14 protein-coding genes are annotated in these 20453 nt (G+C 47.6%); 8 read left to right on the top strand and 6 right to left on the bottom strand.

The window, feature by feature from the left end:
* Positions 1 to 87: 87 nt before the first annotated feature.
* The 3 genes from SPB21_RS23220 to purE all read right to left on the bottom strand — a co-directional run bounded on the left by SPB21_RS23220 (position 88) and on the right by purE (position 4848).
* Positions 88 to 2106 carry a DICT sensory domain-containing protein gene (locus SPB21_RS23220; RefSeq protein WP_499867825.1) on the bottom strand — a complete coding sequence of 673 codons (2019 nt, stop codon included), beginning with the start codon at positions 2104 to 2106 and terminating at the stop codon, positions 88 to 90.
* Between the two features lie 309 nt (positions 2107 to 2415).
* Positions 2416 to 3876: an ammonium transporter gene (locus SPB21_RS23215; RefSeq protein WP_499061580.1), complete on the bottom strand. Its 1461-nt coding sequence runs from the start codon at positions 3874 to 3876 to the stop codon at positions 2416 to 2418.
* A 423-nt stretch (positions 3877 to 4299) separates the two neighbouring features.
* Positions 4300 to 4848, bottom strand: a complete 549-nt coding sequence (purE, locus tag SPB21_RS23210; RefSeq protein WP_499867824.1) for a 5-(carboxyamino)imidazole ribonucleotide mutase — start codon at positions 4846 to 4848, stop codon at positions 4300 to 4302.
* A 105-nt stretch (positions 4849 to 4953) separates the two neighbouring features.
* Between purE and nagA the strand changes: the two genes are divergently transcribed.
* Positions 4954 to 6108: an N-acetylglucosamine-6-phosphate deacetylase gene (nagA, locus tag SPB21_RS23205; RefSeq protein WP_499867823.1), complete on the top strand. Its 1155-nt coding sequence runs from the start codon at positions 4954 to 4956 to the stop codon at positions 6106 to 6108.
* A 93-nt stretch (positions 6109 to 6201) separates the two neighbouring features.
* Complete coding sequence (gene bchM / locus SPB21_RS23200; RefSeq protein WP_499867822.1) at positions 6202 to 6897, top strand: magnesium protoporphyrin IX methyltransferase; 696 nt, start codon at positions 6202 to 6204, stop codon at positions 6895 to 6897.
* A gap of 60 nt (positions 6898 to 6957) precedes the next feature.
* On the opposite strand, the gene SPB21_RS23195 is transcribed toward bchM, so the two are convergent.
* The 3 genes from SPB21_RS23195 to SPB21_RS23185 all read right to left on the bottom strand — a co-directional run bounded on the left by SPB21_RS23195 (position 6958) and on the right by SPB21_RS23185 (position 14382).
* Positions 6958 to 8748 (bottom strand): CHASE2 domain-containing protein, encoded by a 1791-nt coding sequence (locus SPB21_RS23195; RefSeq protein WP_499867821.1) that lies wholly within the window; start codon positions 8746 to 8748, stop codon positions 6958 to 6960.
* Between the two features lie 65 nt (positions 8749 to 8813).
* On the bottom strand, positions 8814 to 9560 hold the full coding sequence (locus SPB21_RS23190; RefSeq protein ID WP_499867820.1) for a DUF928 domain-containing protein: 747 nt from the start codon (positions 9558 to 9560) through the stop codon (positions 8814 to 8816).
* 193 nt (positions 9561 to 9753) lie between these two features.
* On the bottom strand, positions 9754 to 14382 hold the full coding sequence (locus tag SPB21_RS23185) for a CHAT domain-containing protein (protein WP_499867819.1): 4629 nt from the start codon (positions 14380 to 14382) through the stop codon (positions 9754 to 9756).
* Between the two features lie 307 nt (positions 14383 to 14689).
* Here SPB21_RS23185 and SPB21_RS23180 point away from each other — a divergent pair, with 307 nt between their 5' ends.
* The 6 genes from SPB21_RS23180 (at position 14690) to SPB21_RS23155 (ending at position 20389) form a co-directional block, all read left to right on the top strand.
* Positions 14690 to 15070 (top strand): DUF423 domain-containing protein, encoded by a 381-nt coding sequence (locus SPB21_RS23180; RefSeq protein WP_163701892.1) that lies wholly within the window; start codon positions 14690 to 14692, stop codon positions 15068 to 15070.
* Between the two features lie 112 nt (positions 15071 to 15182).
* Positions 15183 to 15977 carry an ergothioneine biosynthesis protein EgtC gene (gene egtC, locus SPB21_RS23175; RefSeq protein ID WP_499867818.1) on the top strand — a complete coding sequence of 265 codons (795 nt, stop codon included), beginning with the start codon at positions 15183 to 15185 and terminating at the stop codon, positions 15975 to 15977.
* Positions 15955 to 17223, top strand: a complete 1269-nt coding sequence (locus SPB21_RS23170; protein ID WP_499867817.1) for an SUMF1/EgtB/PvdO family nonheme iron enzyme — start codon at positions 15955 to 15957, stop codon at positions 17221 to 17223. Before egtC ends, SPB21_RS23170 begins: the two co-directional genes overlap by 23 nt.
* A 69-nt stretch (positions 17224 to 17292) precedes the next feature.
* The gene (gene egtD, locus SPB21_RS23165; RefSeq protein WP_499061572.1) at positions 17293 to 18363 is read left to right on the top strand and encodes an L-histidine N(alpha)-methyltransferase; all 1071 of its coding nucleotides are present in this window, start codon (positions 17293 to 17295) and stop codon (positions 18361 to 18363) included.
* A 132-nt stretch (positions 18364 to 18495) separates the two neighbouring features.
* Entirely contained in the window at positions 18496 to 19068 is a 573-nt protein-coding gene (locus tag SPB21_RS23160; RefSeq protein ID WP_163665758.1) for a TRAP transporter small permease subunit, read from the top strand.
* Complete coding sequence (locus SPB21_RS23155) at positions 19058 to 20389, top strand: TRAP transporter large permease (RefSeq protein WP_163671705.1); 1332 nt, start codon at positions 19058 to 19060, stop codon at positions 20387 to 20389. Before SPB21_RS23160 ends, SPB21_RS23155 begins: the two co-directional genes overlap by 11 nt.
* The last annotated feature ends 64 nt before the right edge of the window (positions 20390 to 20453 follow it).

Raw genomic sequence — 20453 nt, 5'->3', positions numbered from 1 at the left:
TGAGTTTTCGGGGAACAGCAGTGTGCTGCCCCCTATGGCTGTAATGCCCTAAATTCGAAATATTTACTCTCCATAGAGCCATGGGCTTTATGAGACTGAAATCTTTTTAGGATGGGATGATTTGATACCTGAGCGCTTTTTTGTTCTGTGGTTTGATTGCTGAGCTGCGATGGGCAATGTGAAGTGAATTTGCGTGCCCTGATCTTTGCCTTTAGATGTGGCCCAAATTTTGCCGCCCTGCGCTTCTACAATTTGACGGCAAATGGCAAGTCCCAAACCTGTTCCACCCACTGATCTGCGGAGTGCCCCTTCTTCTTGGTAAAAACGTTCGAAGACCGTTTCTAATCGCTCTGGCTCAATGCCTCGGCCACTGTCATTGACTGAGACTTCTACAAACGCATTGTCTTTGATGTGGGCTTGGATGGAGATATTTCCGTTGGCCGCCGTAAATTTACAAGCGTTGTCCAGTAGCTTGGTAAGTACCTCAACGATCCATTCACCGTCGCCCCGAATCAAAGGTAGGGACTCTGGTAAGTCAACCATAATTGTCGAGGAACTGGTCATTGTTCGTCGACTGCTTAAGGCAAGGGCAACACATTCGCTTAGAGCAAGGGACTCCAGGTTCCATTCAATACGACCACTTTCAAGGCGCGATAGGGTTAAGAAATCTTGGACGAGCCGTTGCATGCGTTCAGAGTCATCCATGGCAGTTTGCAACATCGCTTGCCGCATATCCATGGGCATGTCAGGCTCTGTAAAAATACTTTCTAGGCAGACTCGAATAGTCGATAGGGGGGTGCGTAGCTCGTGGCCAGTAATGGCGATGAGATTGCTGCGTGTTCGATCGAGGGCTTCTAGCTGTTGGTTGAGACTTTCTAGATTTGCATAGGCTTCAGCTTGAATTACAGCTACACTGAGTTGAGCAGCAACGGCTTCCACCAGACTGATATCGTTTTTACTCCAGGGTTGTGGGGTATCGCTGCACTGGTGAAGCTCAATCATTCCTAGTAACCGCTCTTGGTAAATTAGAGGTACTAGTAAGCAGCTATGAATATCCCATTGGTTTAATAAACCATCAATAGTAGAGATATCGTCGATTTGATTCTTCTGTTGGCTACCAACTGGGGTTTGTGAGTAGGTCAGGGATTCCCGTTGTCGGTTGACAGTTTGGAACAGAGGATTTTCGATAAGAGGCCAGACTTCGCCTTTGAGAGAGGTGATATTTGGTTGCCGGAATTCATGTTGAATTTCAATACTGTCGTAACGGTCACTACGATAAATAATGCAGCGACAAGCAGAAATTTCTTGCCCGAGTTCGTGGGTTGCGATCGCAAACACCTCAGTTGGGTTCAAGGACTGACGAATAGCCGCCGTAATTGAATTGATCAACCGCTCACGATTTTCTTGAGCGGCCATCGTTTTATAGGCTTTAAGTAGCTTGTACTGACTAGCCTGCACATACGTAACTAATCGCTGAGCAAAGGGATAGGACTCAGTGACCTCAGCGTTATAAGGTTTACCCCCAAGTAGGTCCGCTGGCAAAAAATCAGTCTGAGCTTGGGTGATTTTATCGGATAAATCTGGTCGATAGTGAGCAATACGCTTCAACAAAATATAAGCTGCCTGTTCACAGACACGCCGATCAAGCGTCCAAATACCTTCAAAACGACGGCTTTGATCAAACGCAGGCGCACCGTTTAAAACCCTAGGTTTTTGCGAACCATGATGCTCACGGCAAACCAAACAGGCCGTGTACTGTTGGCCTAAAACTACGAGGTGCCATTCATGCACCAGCGCATCTTCAGGATCAAAGGCAATGGTTTCATGCCTGACAGTGCCATCAGCATTGGCAAACTTGGTATTGGTGGCTGCTAACACATAAATTTGAGGCGTAATGTCAGCGAGTCGTAAGTAACGATGAGCTTCTTGACGATAAAAGCGTTCCTGCTGAAAGCTGGCAATCATCAAAGGACGATCGTCCCCCGCCAATACCTGATCTTCCATCGCATGGGAAAGGGCCGTCAGCGATGTTTTGAAATACATTTGTGGCCTTAGTGCCGGTAAGACCGCAAGCAGCTCGTCTAAAACTGAAGCCGGATTGCCCATTAACTGTAGGATTTAATTGATGTCGAGACTCTTCGCCCAACTGCCCCAACCTTATCAGTGCCTATCCAGGCTGCGGAGGAATTGTAACTAAGCTTAGAGGAGAGGTGTAAGGCGTCAGAAGAGCAGCTTGCCATCCTTCCAAGGATGGCAAGCTGCTAAGGGGCCACGGAAAAAGCTCTGTAAAGTTCGAAGGCTTTAATTCTCCGAAAAATAAAGGTGGGCGGTTTCCTGAATGAAACCACCCACCTCTAAAACGCTATTCCTTATAGGTTCTAAGTATTTATAAAGAACCGGAACGACTTAACAAGCTTAGGCAACACCGCCCATATCGCTAGTGTCCTTCAGGAAACCGCTGTAAGCTTCCATGCCGTGCTCGCCAATATCCAAGCCCTTCAGCTCTTCCTCAGCAGAGACACGTAGACCAAACGCAGACTTCAGGATGGTCCAAACAATGGCACTGAATACAACAGTAAACAGACCAATGGCAACGATACCGATCACCTGAGAGATGAGCTGATTGATGCTACCGCTGTAGAACAGGCCAGTTGTGGTATCAAACAAACCTACGGCAAGGGTCCCCCACATACCGCACACAAGGTGTACGGAAATAGCACCCACGGGGTCATCAATTTTGATGCTGTCAAAGAAGCTAACGGAGAAGACAACGATTACGCCTGCAATCAGACCAATGATAACTGCACCAAAGAAACTAGCCCCAGCACAGCCAGCCGTGATACCAACCAAACCGGCCAAAATACCGTTGATAATCATGGATAGGTCAGGCTTGCCACTCATGATCCAAGCGGTTACAGTTGCGGCTACACCACCAGCAGCAGCAGCTAGGTTAGTGGTGACAGCAATGTAAGGAACAGCTCCGTCAGCTGCTAGCTGAGAACCAGGGTTGAAACCAAACCAACCGATCCAAAGAATAAGACAACCAAGAGTTGCAATACTCATGTTGTGACCGGGGATGGCATTGATTTGACCATCTTGATACTTGCCGAGCCGAGGACCCAGAATTGCTGCACCTACTAGAGCTGCCCAACCACCGACAGAGTGCACAACAGTAGAACCAGCAAAGTCGGAAAAACCGCCTGTGGGTAGAGCACCTAACCAGCCATTGCCAGACCAGACCCAGTGACCAGTGATGGGGTACGAAATGGCTGTCAGCAGAATGCTAAAGAGAATGAAGTCAATGAATTTGATCCGCTCTGCAACGGCACCAGACACGATAGTTGCTGCAGTACCTGCAAAAGCTGCCTGGAATAGGAAGAACACAGGGGCCGTTAAGTTACCTGCATAGGGCTCGTCTACAGACAAACCGGACAGGAAGAAATTACCCATGCCAAAAACAGGGTTGGCCTCGTTAAACATAAGACCGAAACCAATTGCCCAGAAAGACAATGTGGCAAGGGCAAACACGATCAAATTCTTGGAAAGAATATTGACAGCATTCTTCTGGCGACAGAAACCGGTTTCTAACATCCCGAAACCAGCGTTCATAAAGATCACCAGAATGGCTGCGATCAGCACCCAGATGTTATCCAAAACAAACTGAACATCGCCAGCAGCAATTGCATCTTCTTGAGCATGGGCTGCAGTACTCCACGTGGCAACGATTACTAATGCCAGGGGGATACAAACTAACCAAGCCCATGAAAAGCTTCTGCCAAAAAAGCGCTTAGCCATCTGATCAAATGGCGGCGCATAAGAATCCCAGACAGACGATTTACGCCGTCTCGCCTTGCGGCTCAAATTTAGACTAGACATCTCAACAGACGTTCCTACAACACAATCCAATCAACTAAAACTCACTCTCAAAGGATCCAGCCCTAGACAGTGATGTCTTTGTGTGAGGGGACCTTGACAGTTCAAGATACTCAATGACCGACAAGAGATTTAGGACCGTGATATGGCTCTGCCAAAAATTGGAGAAAATCTTAGTTAAGAATTTTCACCATCATGAATGGCAGATCTGCCACATTCTGCGCCCTAAACACCTAGCCTTAAGCGTCTGGTTTCTCTTTGGTGCATTGTGCATATCTATTAGATAGATTCCACCAATTTCAGCCAAGTCATTCTGTATCAAGTAATACACTTGGTTTGTGTGACTGGAATATTCGGGGTTTGAGACCTCATTATTTTGGCTTATTTTCAAAAATTAATATTATTGACAGCCTAAAACCCTTGCTGCTATGTGTTCTCTTTTGTGTCCTTTGAAGGGAACATTGTTTTTAGGTAGGGATGGTGACCCAGTTCGTTGAGTCGAGTTTGTTTTTCCAGGACGCTATCTTCAAGGGATTTCCGATAAGCTTGGACGCGTTCGAGGAGCTTGCGATCGCATGTTGCCAATATTTGCGCCGCTAACAGACCCGCATTTTTTGCATTGCCAATTGCTACCGTTGCCACTGGGATGCCACCGGGCATTTGGACGATGGAATAAAGTGAGTCTATGCCTTGCATGGCGCGGCTTTTTACAGGGACGCCAATCACAGGAAGTGGCGTCAGGGCGGCCACCATGCCGGGCAGATGAGCCGCTCCACCAGCCCCAGCAATAATGACTTTTAGGCCTCGTTCGACAGCGGTTTGAGCGTAACTCACCATGCGTTTTGGGGTGCGATGAGCCGATACAATGGCCACTTCGTGAGGAATACCAAAGTCTTCGCAAACGGTAATGGCTGCTTCCATAGTGGGCAGATCAGAGTCGCTGCCCATAATGATGCCAACAAGAGGAGAAGTCATGTGATGAAAGGTGAAACGTTATATCTGGCTGTGCCAGAGTTGCTGTTGTTAGCCTACCGGGTTCCTATGGGATGATTCGTACAAAGATTTGAACTGCAACTGCCCATGTCAATTTTGCTAAGTGCACGATTACCTCATCTGTCGGGACTCTATTGTCTTGAGGTAGTCGGCCATCAGCTGCGCTCTATGTTACCCATGGCTAAAGTGTCGGCTAATGCAGTACAGGCAATTGACCTCAACGGCGATTGGGTTTCCCTAGGGGGTGTGGATTTACAGATCAATGGCGTTTTAGGGTTGGCATTTCCTGATTTGACTGATCCTGTAGAACTGCAGAAAGCAGCTAGTTTTTTGTGGAGTCAGGGGATTGATGCGTTTACCCCCACTCTGGTGACAGCCCATCCAGATAAAATTCAACGCAGTCTCTCTGTAATTCAGGATTACCAGACTCAAGGTTTTAACAGGCAGCCACGGCATGCTGTGGTTTTGGGGGCACATCTAGAGGGTCCATTTTTGAATCCGGCTAAGCGAGGAGCGCATCCTCAGGACTATTTGCAGTCGCTTTCACTGGATCGCGTTCAAGGGTTATTGGGGGGCTGTATTGACGTAGTTAAGATCGTTACCCTGGCTCCAGAAATAGAAACCGATGCTGCGGTGATTCCCTGGTTGCGATCGCAAAACATCATTGTCAGTCTTGGCCACTCCCTGGCGACGTCAACCCAAGCTCAACAAGCCTTTGCCCAAGGAGCCTCAATGGTGACCCATGCATTCAATGCCATGCCAGGATTGCATCACCGTGCACCTGGGTTACTAGGGGCTGCGTTAACCCAGCCCAATGTGTATGCAGGTCTGATTGCCGATGGCCAGCATGTGTGTCCTACGATGCTCGACCTGTTGCTACGAGCCGGACGAGGTGCCTCTGAAGGTGTCAAGGGCGGTCTGTTTCTGGTGAGTGATGCATTGGCCCCCCTGGGTTTACCGGATGGTACCTATCCCTGGGATAGTCGTGAGATTGAGGTGGTAGACGGTACGGCTCGACTGCCGGACGGGACATTGTCAGGCACTACCCAGCCCTTACTGAAGGGGGTAACCAATTTGGTCCAATGGGGGTTATGTGATGTCAATGAAGCCATCGTCTTGGCTACCGAAAGACCACGCCAGGCTGTAGGGCTGCCAGGATTAGCTCCCAGACAAACTGCCAACTTACTCCGTTGGCACTACGATGGCACGACTCTCAGCTGGCAGAGAATTTTAGACGAATAAGGTATTGCCCATATTTTCACTACACTTCAGATTGCCAAAACGTAATAGGATCTGACGGTAGAGAAATCCTAATGATTACTTCTGGCCAATCCTATGACGAGTGCAACTGACGATAAAACCATCGTTCGTAATTATTTTAATGCCCAAGGTTTCGATCGTTGGAGCCGTATCTATGGAGACGGTCAGGTCAATAAAGTCCAGCGAGACATTCGAGAAGGGCATCAGCAAACTGTTGATCACGTTCTTTACTGGTTTAAGCAGGATGGTAATGCTCAGGGGCTGACGGTCTGTGATGCTGGCTGTGGTGTCGGTAGTCTCAGTATTCCTTTAGCGGAGATGGGGGCAGTAGTGTCTGCGAGTGATATCTCCGAGAAAATGGTAGAAGAAGCTAGTTTTCGTGCCAAGGAACTGTTGCCGCCAGAGTTTGTACCTACCTTTGATGCGCAGGATTTAGAAACCCTAGACGGTAGCTATCACACAGTTATTTGTTTGGATGTACTCATTCACTATCCTCAAGAAAAGGCTGGTGACATGATTGCCCATTTAAGTTCTTTGGCTGAGGACAGACTGATCCTTAGCTTTGCTCCGAAAACCCCCTTCTATACCCTACTTAAGCGTATTGGCGAGTTTTTCCCGGGCCCAAGTAAAGCAACTCGTGCTTATCTCCACCGTGAGGCCGATATTCGTGCAGCTTTGAAGGCAAACGGCTGGCAGATTAAGCGTAAGGAATTTACAGCAACACAGTTTTACTTTTCTCGCTTGTTTGAAGCTGTGAAAGTTACAGACTAAATGCCCTTCAGGGCTGACGCGTTAGCCCTGAAGGGTTGGCTCCTGTCTTAATGACAGACGCTATTTTTGCAGGTGTTGATTGGGAAGCTGGTCGAGGGTGTTGGGCTGATGTAGACAAACGCAATTGCGCCCTGACTTTTTGGCGGTATATAAGCCCAGGTCAGCCATCTCCACTAGGGCACTCGGTGGAATTTCTAATGTTGGCACAAAGCTGGTCACACCTAAGCTCATGGTGACATAGTCGGCGGTTTCGGAGGCGGTATGGGGCAAGTTGTAGGCGGCTAGCTTCGATAAAATGGCACGTGCGATCGCAGTCCCTTGTTCCGCTGAGGTATTGGGTAGCAGCACAACAAATTCTTCACCCCCATAGCGAGCATTTAACGCACCACTCGCTTTAACAGTGGTGCGGATGGCCTGAGCCACCTGTTTGAGGCATTCATCCCCCTGGGGGTGACCGTAGGTATCATTATATTTTTTGAAATGGTCTACGTCACCAACAATCAGGGCCAAGGGGTGTTGCGCTCTCAAGGCCCTAAACCACGCTTGTTGCAGACTCTCATCAAATGTGCGGCGATTGGCTAGCCCAGTTAATTTATCGTTGGTGGAAAGGACCTGTAATTGTGTGGTGCGATGTGCCCCTGAGAGCCCGGCGGCGATCCATAATCCCAAAAGCATAGGGACAACGGGTAGCCAGAGTCCTGTAAAGCTCAATGTTCCATAGCTGATACCAAACACGAGCAAGCTGATGCCTGGAATCAGCGTCAGTCGCTGCCATAGTTTGGTTGCTTGTTGAGTAAGATAGCTGCCATAGATAGAAATACCTATGATCAGCAGGCTTTCTAGCCACTGGGGCCATGCCTGAATGAGGGGACGACCGTCGAGGGTCGTACTGATAAGCTGGCTAGCAATTTCTCCATGTAGCTGTACACCAAATTGAATTGTGGGTTGTCCATTTGGCTGTTGACCTCCGGTGTAGAAAATATCAGCTTTACTAAATGCCATGCTGCCGATTAAGACGATGCGATCGCGCATCAAATCTGGTGGAATTTCGTTACGTAATACTTGTTTGAACGAAACAACATTAAATGGGGTTTTATGTCGACGAAAATTAAGGAGAAGCTGATATCCTTGCGCATCTGTTTCAGCGTATCCTCCTGTATGGGTCTCTATCGGAGGAAATTGAACATTCTTAAGCGTTAGTATCGAAGACTCTAAATCTGGTTCGATTTTCTCAGGTTCACCAGCTAAATATTCAAGGGCTAGACGCAAACCAAGAGACTCAATAACATTGTGTCCACTGGCCGCAGGAAATAATATGCCGCGTCTAACGCGGCCATCGGCATCGACCACAACATCACTGGCGGCGATTTGATCGGCACTCTTCAAAATGGCGTTGCCAGGTATGGCATTGCCTTTCTGATTACCAATTACTTTTTCGATCCCGATAAGATTAGGGGTATGGGTAAATACTGTCGCTAAATTCTTGCTTCCAGGTTCGTTGGGTAAATGACGATAAAAATCTAGACCGATAATGCGAGGCTGTTGCATCTGAATTTGGTGGATTAGATCCACCATAGTCTGATCACTGACATGGTTAGTACCTAGGTAGTTATCCAAATCAGCATCAGTAAGACCAACGATGACGACCCGTGGATCAGTGGATTCAGGCACTCGCAGCGCCAACATTTTGTCAAAAGCACGTAGTTCTAGTATTTGTAAACTGCCCAGCGATCGCAAGCCTATGATGCTGCTGGCTGTGATCACACTGGCCATGGCTCCAAACCCATAAGCTTTTCTGACGCTATGCCAGAGCGTTCTTGCAACGTCTCCAATCTTGTCTGTTTTTACCAAGGGTTACCATCCGTGCATGATGTAATCGCCAGTACTTTAGCCACACGGTGGTTGCCTAAATGAGATTAGAGATGTACCACCGCTGATAACGGTATTTCTGCTGGACTTTGCCCTTGTTCCAAAAGAGTCTGCACCATGGTTTCAGCATCTGTTACCCCCTGACTTCTAGCCGCAAGCAGCACAGCGATAGCGTCGTACCAAATACCTTGGTTTGCGTAAGTACTGGCTCGTTCCAGGCTAGATAGATTACTTACATCTAAGGATTCCCGGTTTATATGTTCAACGAAGCTGCGGGCAGAAATTTCAGCGTGGTGATCGCCTGGGCATGAGACAAAGACTGTCCAACGATATTTCTTATGAAGAGCTAATCTGTTGTCTTCAGGTAAAGTTACACTGACTGTGGCAGTTTTCTCTAGCTCAATCGTTTGAGTATAAATGGGAGTCGCCAAAGCAGGATCCGACACATATAATGTCATGGAGACTGGCATAGTAGTTGATACATGCCATGCCAATGTAGGATTTGACTTAGTTGTCAGTAAGTTGGATCGATCTCCTGGCACCATCAAGGCTAAGCGAGTTGCGCCATCATCAATGCTGCAACTAACGGCTTCTTGCCCTCTGCGTCCACCTGATAAGGTTGATTCGACGTTACCTCGATCTGTATCAGGAGTCCAGCGAATCCGTTCTCCAGCATAGCTAGGCGCTATCAAGCTTAACCCAAGGCAGCTGGCTAGTATGGCCGATGATAGCCGATGACTTTTTTGCAGTACAGCTATTATTTTTTGCGAAGTGAATACGGTGAACTGGATCATGACAGGATGTACATATCTTATCAGGATGAGCTAATGGGACATTTAGAAAATCCCTTAGTGATTTCAATGTATCCTTTTTGACTTAAAAAAGTGTAAAAAACACTTAAAAAGCCCCAGAATATCTGTGCAGAGTCAGTGAAGTTTTGGGGTGTGACGTGCGTGTTTCTACTGAGAGCGTATCTGTGTGTCAACACTAGCGCCAGGGATTGCCTACCATCGTGAACCCTGCCCAGTAGAACGGATGTGAAAACTCTGTTGTGGGTAGCCTTAACTCAACGGGCAGGGTTATATCTCCCTGAGATGTGTACAGTGTATTGTTATTGATATGGGTCGCCCCGCTAATTAAAGAGATTTGTGCTCTTTGTAGAGCATGGTGACGGAGCGTTGGACGGGGTAACTGATGATAAAATTCTGTCATTAATGCCAAAGTCCCTATGTCCGAAACATTCCATAGACTCCCAATGGAGGTTTCAATACCTGCTGCTGCTGCTAGCCCGATAAAGCCTAGTTCTGCTTCAGGGCTGCTTAAAGCTGTCCCACAAGCACTCAGGATTAAGAGCTCTAAATCTGGCCAACTTAGCGTTTTCATTTGATGAAAGTTAAGTGGCGTATCCCAAAATTGAATGAATGACTGCTCTAAGTTGCCTGCATTGAATTCAGCATGGGTGGCTAAATGTAATAACTCTGGTTGTTGTGATGTTTTTAGCTTTAGAAAGTTGTCGAGTGTAAACGTTTCATTAAGAAGAATTTCTCTGGTTTGGAGGCTTTGGGCAACAACATCGAGTTCAAGGGGAACGGCTGGTAGGGTATCGAGAGCCTCGAATTGGTTCGCACCAGCAACGAGTGAGCGAGGAGCAGAAATAGTGTTGTCAAACTGGTGCTGTATTAACCCCATGCTAGGAATGAGAGATACTCCATATTCTTCAATGATGAAGTTGTCCCCTTGCATCATTGCCGCTAGGGGAATGGTTCTCAGTCCTTGGTCCAGAGAATACATCACATGATCAATTTGCTTTGCCTCCAAGTCTTGTGTGAGCGGTGCTAATAACCAGTCATACATTTGGCGAGCTAAGGCTTTATAGCTAAGTGGGTCTTCGGGGTCTGAAACAGCCAGTCGAAATAGCTTTGCCTGTTGGGTTAGCTCAGCCCGTGACACATCGACCAACTGTTGGACGGGGTCTCCAGTAGCGGATACCAAAATTAACAGTAGTTGATCCTCTGGGCTGGCATTTTGCTGAGTCCGAGGTAAGGCAAATCTGTCGAGACCGGCCTCAGTGTTAGAGGCTGGAGGCACAAAGACAGCATAAATAACTGCTGATTTACTTTTATAGTCGTGATTAGCTTGATTTAGGATGTTTTGTACTGATTGAAAAGTAACGGGCTGAGTTTGGGGCAATTGCCAATAATTTTCATAGTCGTTGCTCAAGGCCTCTTCTAAGTCCTGAAAAGCTGCTTCGTCAAAGTACTGTAAGCGACCGTTTGTGGCTGTTATATGGGTTGGTCTTATGCGTGGGTTTAGGGGACGGCGGAATGGCTTGTCTGCATGAATTGATGTTGCCCTATGGCTGAATCGAATTGATTGTACGGCAGGTGTATGAGGAGGCTGGAGCTGTTCTAAAACAGGGGAGGACTGAGGCTTACCTGAGATAGGTCGTGATGAATTTTGAGGTTGAGATCCATTTGTTTCAAGACCTTCAGTTTCTGTTAGTAAGGGAGAAACTGCATTAACAATATTGCTCTCGACAGCACCGATGTCGATGATACCACCGATAATTCTAGGGTTTCCGTGTTGATCGTTGATGGTGGCTGCTGAATTATGGCCAGTATTAGCGGCTGGACTATCATTGTACAACTGATGTGATGGGAGATTGCCCAAAGTGTTGTTAAGGGGTGTCAATCTTGGCTGTAGTGGAGTATTGATTGTGCCTACCAGATTACTAAAGACAAAACCTGTGCTGCCTTGATCGATGCCAATCAGGTTGTTTCCCAGATCGCTAAACTCTCCCTCTATGTCAGGATTAGTTGGGGCAAGGTTGTTGGCCACAATGGTGTTAATTAGCTCTGGAGTAGATAAAGTTGTGAGATTTTCGGATATGCCACCTCCAGAGGTTGTGGCGATATTAGCTGCTACCGTGACGTTTGTGAGTGCTGTGGGGCCAACGGTACGGAGTCCGCCGCCCACGATAGCTTGATTGCCGGAGATAGTGCTGTTGGTAATGGTTGCCTGTGATAGGTTCGAAAATCCGAAGTCGCTAGCAATTTCAATGCCGCCTCCAAGGGTAGCTGCTTGGTTGCCAACAATGGCGCTGTTTGCGATCGCAATTTCAGTTTCACTATCAGTAGCCAGATTGAGAATGCCGCCACCACTCTTAGCCGATAGATTATTACTGATCAGCGTCGCATCAATCGTGATCTCTCCTCCAGCAGTATTTAGGATTCCGCCGCCGCCATCATAGGTGCCTATTCCTGTTGCCTGATTGTTGGCAACAGTGCTGTTCACTAAGGTGAGTTCACCTTGGTTATAAAGCCCGCCACCTCTTTCAGCCATATTATTCATGAAGTGGCTGGCCCTAATCTCTCCATCATCGTCTAAGAAGATGGCTCCACCAGCATCGCTAGCACGGTTTTCAGTAAAGTAGGCCGTGTCGATGCTCAATGCACCTTCACTAAAAATTGCGCCGCCGTTGGTTCCTGCTCTGTTGTCAGAAAAATCTGTATTGGAGATGCTAACTATGCCATTGGGATCAACATCGATGGCCCCAGCATGTTCTCCAGCTTGGTTGTTATTAAAGGTGCTATCAACCACTGTAACTGAACCTTGAGCAATATCAATCGCTCCACCATCAGAGGCACTACGATTATTGTCGAAAATCGTGTTAGACAGGATCAGCGAGCCTCTATTTTGAATGGCTCCACCATCTTGTGAACTACTTGTGACCTCATTGTTGGTAAACGTTACATGACTGATTGCAACGTTGTTGCCAGATGTCCTGAGACCAGCACCATCTGACGTACTAGAGCCATCCTGTATGGTGAGACCATTAATACTGATATTGTCTCCATTGCTGGTGATATCAAAGACTCGTTGATCTCCAATCCCGTTATTGTCAACATCACCACTGATAAAAGTGCTGGCTTGACCTTGCCCGACAAGATTAAGGGAGTGGTTAAGGGTGATGGTGTGAGGCTCACGATAGGTGGTAGTCGCCAGATTTACCGTGCCACCGTCAGCGACAGCATCCACAGCATTTTGAATACTGCCGTTAGCGCCTACATTCACTGTATTGGCCGAACCTGATAGTTCTCCAATGCCTTTAAGAGTAATCTTCTCATTGAGATTTAAGGTGTTTGTATCAATAAATAAATCTCTGCTAGAACTGTTGCCACTAGCATTAATAGCTGCATCAAGAGTAATGGAATTACTGGCTTGTAAAGTGACATTAGTGCTATTTAATGAACTGACGATTGTAGACGCATTAATGGAGCTGTTAATGACATCGTTAGTGCCTGCCACAATGCCTCCAGTACCACCTGTTTCGATGACTGTGAGATCGATGGGGTCGATGAGCCATATGCCTGCGTCTCCGTAAGGAGCAGTGGTTGTGACATTGGCATTGTCTCCGATGGTGAGTTGATGCAGTCCAGAGGTTTCTACCAGACCGCCATGACCCGTTGCAGATTGAGCTGAAATGCTACCATCAAAGACTGTTGTGCCATCTGACCAAACAATTACTTGGCCCCCATGCCCCTGGGTGGCATCGGCAACCAGGCTAGTGGTTGCCGTAATTTCTGTTTGAGAGGCATGGGGTAAATTTCCTTGCCCTTGATAGTCTCCTCCAATGCGAACTGAGCCTCCGCTGGTGTGACCAGAAGCATTCAAGGTACTCTCAAGTACCTGAATAGTGTTTCCTAAAAGATTGATTTCACCACCTGTGATGCCTTGGGTAGAGATGTTGCCAGCATTCTGGAGACTAAAGGGAGTTGGAATATTGTTGGTAATATCACGATGTATGAGAGTAGCTGTACCATCATTGCCAATGACCAACTCATTGCTGTGGTTGAAGTCACCACCAGTGATCAAGGCTGGTAGAGTCTCTGAGATGTCAGGCTCGGTGGAGATCTCTAAGCTTAATAGGCCGCCCATTTGTGCCAGTCGAATGGACTGACCCGGTTCTGTAGCCAAGAGGGTGATTTCGCCATCAGGGGCACTTAACGTGCCAGTATTTGTTACTTGAGAGGCTAACAGTCTGAGGCTATGTCCCTCACGCACAGTGAGCTGGCCTTGGTTGATGATGGTACTTGGGTAACTAAAGCCAAAATGGCTGGGGGGAGTCACCAAGGTGCTGTAGTCCGGATCGCCCATGATCTCGAACCATTGATCGTCAGTACCAAGGTGGGTGGCGGTTGTAGCTGTGAATGAACCTCCAAGGTCAAGACGAGCATTGGGGCCAAAGAGCAGCCCAGCAGGGTTCACTAGGTACAGATCCGCATTACTACCGGTTACTTGCAGCAATCCATCAATATTGGAGGCAGTGCCACCGATGACTTGTCCGATGACTGTATGGGTGTTTGAGGTGGTCAGGAAGTTTGCCGTTTGGTGCTGGTCCAGGTTGAATTGCTCAAAGCTATGGAAGAGATTGCTTCCTGCTTGATTGCCACCACTAATATCAATAATGCCTGGTTCGGAAACAGTGGCTTGGGTTGCGTTGCTTGTGGGCACAATTGTTTGTGCTTGTAGTGGAAAGGGCGTTGAGATAATAATTCCACTGCCAACGACGGGGATTAGCGCAAAAGCGGCGGTTACTTTAGTCAAGACTTCCATAGATCAAGGTCAGCCTAAATCTCGGCGATTCAGGAGTCAAACGAGAGTTGTGACGATGATTGAGGGGTGTCATCGTCACCGATAAACCAAGAAAATTAATGTTCGGGCTTCAAAGAAATAGAGCGGTCTCTTTGGTCTCTTTTCAACTATAAGACTCGTAAGTCAGGTCTTACTTCCTACGTAAAACTAACCAAATTTGCATTAAGTTTTTCTGAAGTCAATCAATTGATGTCAATTTAATTAGCAACCTCTAAGACAGAACGACGGGCATTGTTTACTCTGGAGAGGTTCGTTTGTTGACCACACTATGACTGCTCGGCTGTGTATTGCGATCGCATCTATTTTAGGAGGCTTATCCGTAGCAGGCGGTGCCTTTGGGGCCCATGCACTCAAAGCCCAGCTGACAGAAAAATCCCTGGCGACATTTGAGATAGGCACACGCTACCAGATGTATCATTCCCTGGCCTTGCTATTGGTGGGACTTCTGTGGTTACAACTTCCGAATAATAGCTGGCTCAGCTACGCCAGTTGGGCATTCATCATCGGCATTGTGATTTTCTCCGGCAGTCTCTATGGCTTGAGTCTGTCAGGCATCAAAGTTCTGGGTGCTGTGGCCCCCATTGGTGGTTTGGCCCTCATTATTGGTTGGGCATTTTTAGCCACAGCTGCATTCTCTCTGACAAACTAAAGAGCTAGGGGATGAGTTTTGCATTTTTAGCAATAGGTTTGATTGCCCTTACCGATAAGCTCAAGCTCAAGGCAAAAAATCTTGAACTCAGCTTTTTCTGTTCACTAGTACTATGTGTCGTTTACTTGCCTATTTAGGAAAGCCCATCCTCCTTGAAGAGCTCATCCTCAAACCTGAGCATTCCTTAATGGTTCAAAGCTATCAGCCAAAAGAGTTAGAAGTGGCCTTGCTCAATGCAGATGGGTTTGGTATTGGCTGGCATCATCCCGATGACATTGCGGCTGAGCCTTTTATCTATCGCAATGTGCTACCCATTTGGAATGACGCTAACCTGCCTCACCTGTGTCGTTACATTCAGGCGCAGTCATTCGTTTCCAATATTCGCAGTGCCACACCAGGCTTGCCCCTCGACTTTAGTAACTGTCAGCCGTTTCGCCACGGCCAGCTCTTATTTGTTCACAACGGCTATATCGATAAATTTCGACAGACACTGTATCGCCCCATGCGTGATCTAATTGGCGATGTCGCTTATCAAAATATCTATGGTCTGACAGACTCTGAACATATTTTTGCCCTGATTACCCATCTGCTAGAGCTGGATCCCCAGTTGGCGTTATTGGGAGCTTTGGAACAGGCCATTGAAATGATTCAATCCTTGGCCAATGAATACGACGTCCGAGTCTCGGGTGTGATCGTTCTGAGCGACGGTCAAAAACTTGTTGCAGCTCGTTTTGATAATCAAGCCAAGGCCCCATCATTTTATCTATTGCGTCAGCCAGAGAGCATTATTCTGGCTTCCGAACCTTTATTTTCAGGGGATTGGGAACCCATTGCTCAGGCCCATAGTTTGACTGTTGCTGCTAACGATCTTCAACCCAAAATTCATGGTTTTTCTCTCGCTACCTGACACTGGATCTACTGATGCGTCAAAACTTCGCACCTACTTTCAAACCACTCTCCAAACCTGTCGCAATGGCACGTTAGCCCTAGTGGATGGCATTAGTCAGACTGTATTGCAACAGCAGGCACATCCTGACTTTAGCCCTGTGGGTTGGCACTTGGGACATATTGCATTTACTGAGTCTCTATGGATTTTGGAGCATTTAGCTGGGCAACCATGTCCGTTCCCCGGTTATCGAACGCTGTTTGCTGCCGATGGACTGCCTAAGTCTCAACGCCAGATGTTACCTAGTTTGGAAGAACTACTAATTTTCTTGGCAGATGTGCGACGGCGGACATTGGCGTATTTGAGCACTGCCCCTGTGGTCGATCAATCACGTCTATGGCATTGGCTGATTCAACACGAATGTCAGCACAGTGAAACCATGTCCCTGGTGATGGCTCTACATCAAAATCAGGGTCAGGTCACGCCTCTAAGAAATCCTGTTGCTGGGCCCATACATGAGACTCCTACAGGTATGGTCCATATCCCTGCTGGAGAGGTTTGTCTGGGCTTAGTAGCTGACCGTGATGGCCTGGATGGTGATGTGGCCATTGATAATGAGCGACCAGCCCATTGGGTGGATGTAGCAGCTTACTCCATTGACCGCACACCAGTCACCTGTGAACAGTATCAGCGTTTTATGGATGCTGGTGGATATCAGGAGCGGCAATGGTGGTGTGATACGGGCTGGTGTTGGCTACAGACGACCCAGGTGAACCAGCCCCTGTATTGGCCTGCCCAAGATGTAACTGCATTTAGACACCATCCAGTCTCTGGTGTGAACTGGTATGAGGCAAGTGCCTATGCCCGCTTTGTAGATAAGCGCTTGCCGACTGAGGCAGAGTGGGCCTTGGCAGCGCAGGGATTAACGCCCAAGCTGCAAACATTGCTAACAACAGATCAAATTAATTGCAATCATCACGTGGGCTGCACCAGCCCTGTTGGGAGATCTGATCAAGCCGTTAGCGATTACGGTTGTTATGATCTTTTGGGGAATGTGTGGGAATGGACCCATAGTTGGTTTCGTCCCTATCCAGGATTTGAAGCTTATCCCTATCAAGGCTATTCAGCAGTTTACTTTGATGATGGCCATCGAGTGCTCCGAGGGGGCAGCTGGGCGACTCGTCCTTGGGGGCTACGGTCCAGCTTTCGCAACTGGTACGAGCCCCATGTGAGAGAGCTATTTATGGGCTTTCGCTGTGTGCGCTAGAGAAGTTTGCAATCTTCCCACGAAAAATACAGTCCCACGCTACACTGGCCCTGGTTATTACGGTTTTCTATGACTTTTTCCACAGCTGATTGCGATTCTCCGATGGAGAAGCATGGCCAACGCACCAATGCTAACTTGGCAGATCGCAACGTTATCGATCCAGCTCGCCTTCAGATCCAAACTCTGCTCAGTAATGAGCCTGAGGTCAGGGTAATGGATGGGCAGGATGTGATTGAAGGATTAACCCAAATACCAAAATCTTTGCCACCAAAATATTTTTATGATCACTTAGGATCAGAGCTATTTGAGAAAATTTGTACGCTCCCAGAGTACTATCCCACCCGCACTGAATCGGCTATTTTTTATCGCTATGCCCATGCCATTACTCAGCTGACTGGCCCTTGCGAGCTGGTGGAGCTGGGCAGCGGTAGTGCGACAAAAACACGCATTCTTTTAGATGCCTATCGGGCTGCTAATTTGCCGTTACGCTATATCCCTGTCGATGTCAGTGGCAGCATGTTGAAAGATAGTTCTGATCAACTACTATATGATTATCCTGAACTCAGGATTCACGGGATGATCGGTACCTACGAACCTGCCCTCAATGCTTTGCCAGCTGCCAACTTGGCTACCCGAATGGTGATGTTTATTGGTAGTACCCTGGGTAATTTGTCTCCTAATGACTGTGAACAATTCTTGCAGTTGGTAAGTGGGGCCCTGGAGCCAGGACAATTCTTTTTGCTGGGCTTAGATTTGCAAAAGGATATTGGCACTGTTGAGGCGGCTTATAACGATGCTCAAGGGATAACGGCCATGTTCAATCTCAATATGTTGCAGCATCTCAACCATCGCTATCGAGGAGATTTTTGCCTTGATAATTTCTATCATCAAGCGATGTATAACTCGCAAAAACATCAGATAGAGATGTATTTGGTGAGTAAGCAAGAGCAGACGGTGACGCTCCAAGATCTAGATTTGACGGTGAAATTTGCTGAGGGAGAGCGACTGTTAAGTGAGATTTCTCGCAAGTTTGATGTGGTTCAGATGGGTGCTCAGCTGGCTAATCATGGGTTAAAAGTATTGCAAACCTTTACCGATGAACGGCAGTGGTTTGGTTTGATTTTGGCTCAAAAGGGTTGAGGGGGAGATTTTATTGGGGGTAAGCATTGCTGCCCTCTAACAAAACATTTAAAACATTGCAAATTGTGCGATCGCAACCGATTTAATCTCTCAACGAGATAAAATACCTCGGTAGAAAATTGACACGATGTTTTGCAATCACTACTCTCCGTTGCTCGCAAGATTGACGCATTTACCTGTCAAATCGGCAAGTTCGCCTATTGGTTAGTGCTGGCCATGATTGGGGTTGGCACATGGAATGTCATTGGCCGCTATTTAGGTAATGTGGTCGGTCAAAATTTAAGCTCCAATGCTCTGATCGAAACTCAATGGTATCTATTTGATATTGTCTTTTTGCTTGGGGCTGCCTACACCCTACAAAAGGGGGGCCATGTGCGAGTGGATGTGTTTTATGATCGCTGGTCCCGTCGCCGCAAAGCGTTGGCTGATTTCATTGGGACGGTGTTCTTTCTTATTCCGTTTTCTGCACTGGTGATCTACTTCTCCTGGGGAGCCGTGCTGAAGTCTTGGGCGGTGTGGGAGAACTCTCCGGACCCTGGTGGGCTCTTACGGTTCCCAATCAAGACGATGATCTTGGTTAGCTTTGGGCTGTTGATACTACAGGGCATCTCAGAAGCCATTAAAAACTGGGCAATTTTTTCAGGGTATCTACCCGCAGATGAGGCCCCAAAGACATTAGATGGGGAGGCGGATGATGTTAGTTGATTGGTTGGGGCCACTGATGTTTGCTGGGGCCTTGGTGCTGCTGTCATTAGGTTACCCTGTGGCGTTTTCCTTGGGTGGGGTGGCCATCTTGTTTGGTCTAATTGGCATTGCCTTTGGTGTATTTGATCCCATCTTTTTAACGGCGATGCCGCAGCGAATCTTCGGCATCATGAATAACTTCACCTTGTTGGCTATTCCCTATTTCATTTTTATGGGGGCAATGCTAGAAAAGTCAGGCATTGCGGAAAACCTGTTGGAAACCATGGGCAGTCTGTTCGGTCGGCTGCGGGGTGGGTTAGCGATCGCAGTTGTTGTGGTCGGTGCACTGTTAGCGGCAACGACGGGGGTAGTGGCAGCAACTGTGGTGACCATGGGGCTGATTTCCCTGCCGACAATGCTGCGCTATGGCTACAACAAAGATGTTGCCACTGGGGTGATTGCTGCATCAGGTACTCTGGGCCAGATTATTCCACCGAGTATTGTCCTGGTGGTATTGGCCGATCAGCTAGGCGTATCCGTGGGTGACCTATTTCTAGGGTCATTTATTCCTGGTTTGCTAATGGCTGGCGTCTTTGTAGTACACGTGGTCATCATTGCCTTCGTTCGACCAGATTTGCTACCGGCGCTGCCATCGGAGCTATTAAAGATTCGCGGTCAGGCCTTGTTCCTCAAAGTCTTGAAGGTGATGGTGCCGCCACTCGTGTTGATTTTGCTAGTGTTAGGCAGCATTTTCTTTGGCATTGCCACACCGACAGAAGCGGGTGCCCTGGGAGCTGTAGGCGCGATGGTATTAGCTGCCTTTAACCGACAGCTGACCATTAGGAGTTTGCAGGAAGTGTGTGACAGCACCCTGCGAACCACCACCATGGTGATTTTTATTCTCCTAGGCTCCACAGCATTTAGTCTGGTATTTCGCGGGTTGCGTGGGGATAGCTTTATTTTTGATGTGCTGACCAATTTGCCAGGGGGCGATGTTGGCTTTTTGATTGTCAGCATGCTGACAGTCTTTATCCTCGGATTCTTTATCGATTTCTTTGAAATTGCCTTTATTGTGATTCCCCTATTTGCGCCAGTGGCTCAGCAGTTGGGGATGGATCTGGTGTGGTACGGCGTCATCATTGGGGCCAATATGCAAACCTCCTTTTTGACACCACCGTTTGGATTTGCCTTGTTTTATTTACGGGGTGTGGCTCCCAAAGATGTTTCTACAGGTAATCTCTATCGAGGGGTTATTCCTTTCATTGCGCTGCAATTACTAGTCCTGGTCTCGATTATTGCCTTTCCAGGTTTGGTGAACTGGTTGCCGTCGATTAGTAGCTAGATCCTGTTGTCGGGGCGTTACATGTAATGCCTTGATGATAGTCAATGTTGTTAATGTTGAGAAC

It is taken from the genome of Leptothoe sp. ISB3NOV94-8A, assembly GCF_043421595.1.
Classification (GTDB): domain Bacteria; phylum Cyanobacteriota; class Cyanobacteriia; order Phormidesmidales; family Phormidesmidaceae; genus Leptothoe; species Leptothoe turfae.
The sequence above is the reverse complement of the archived record's forward strand: the minus strand, read 5'-3'. Positions and strand labels throughout refer to the sequence as shown.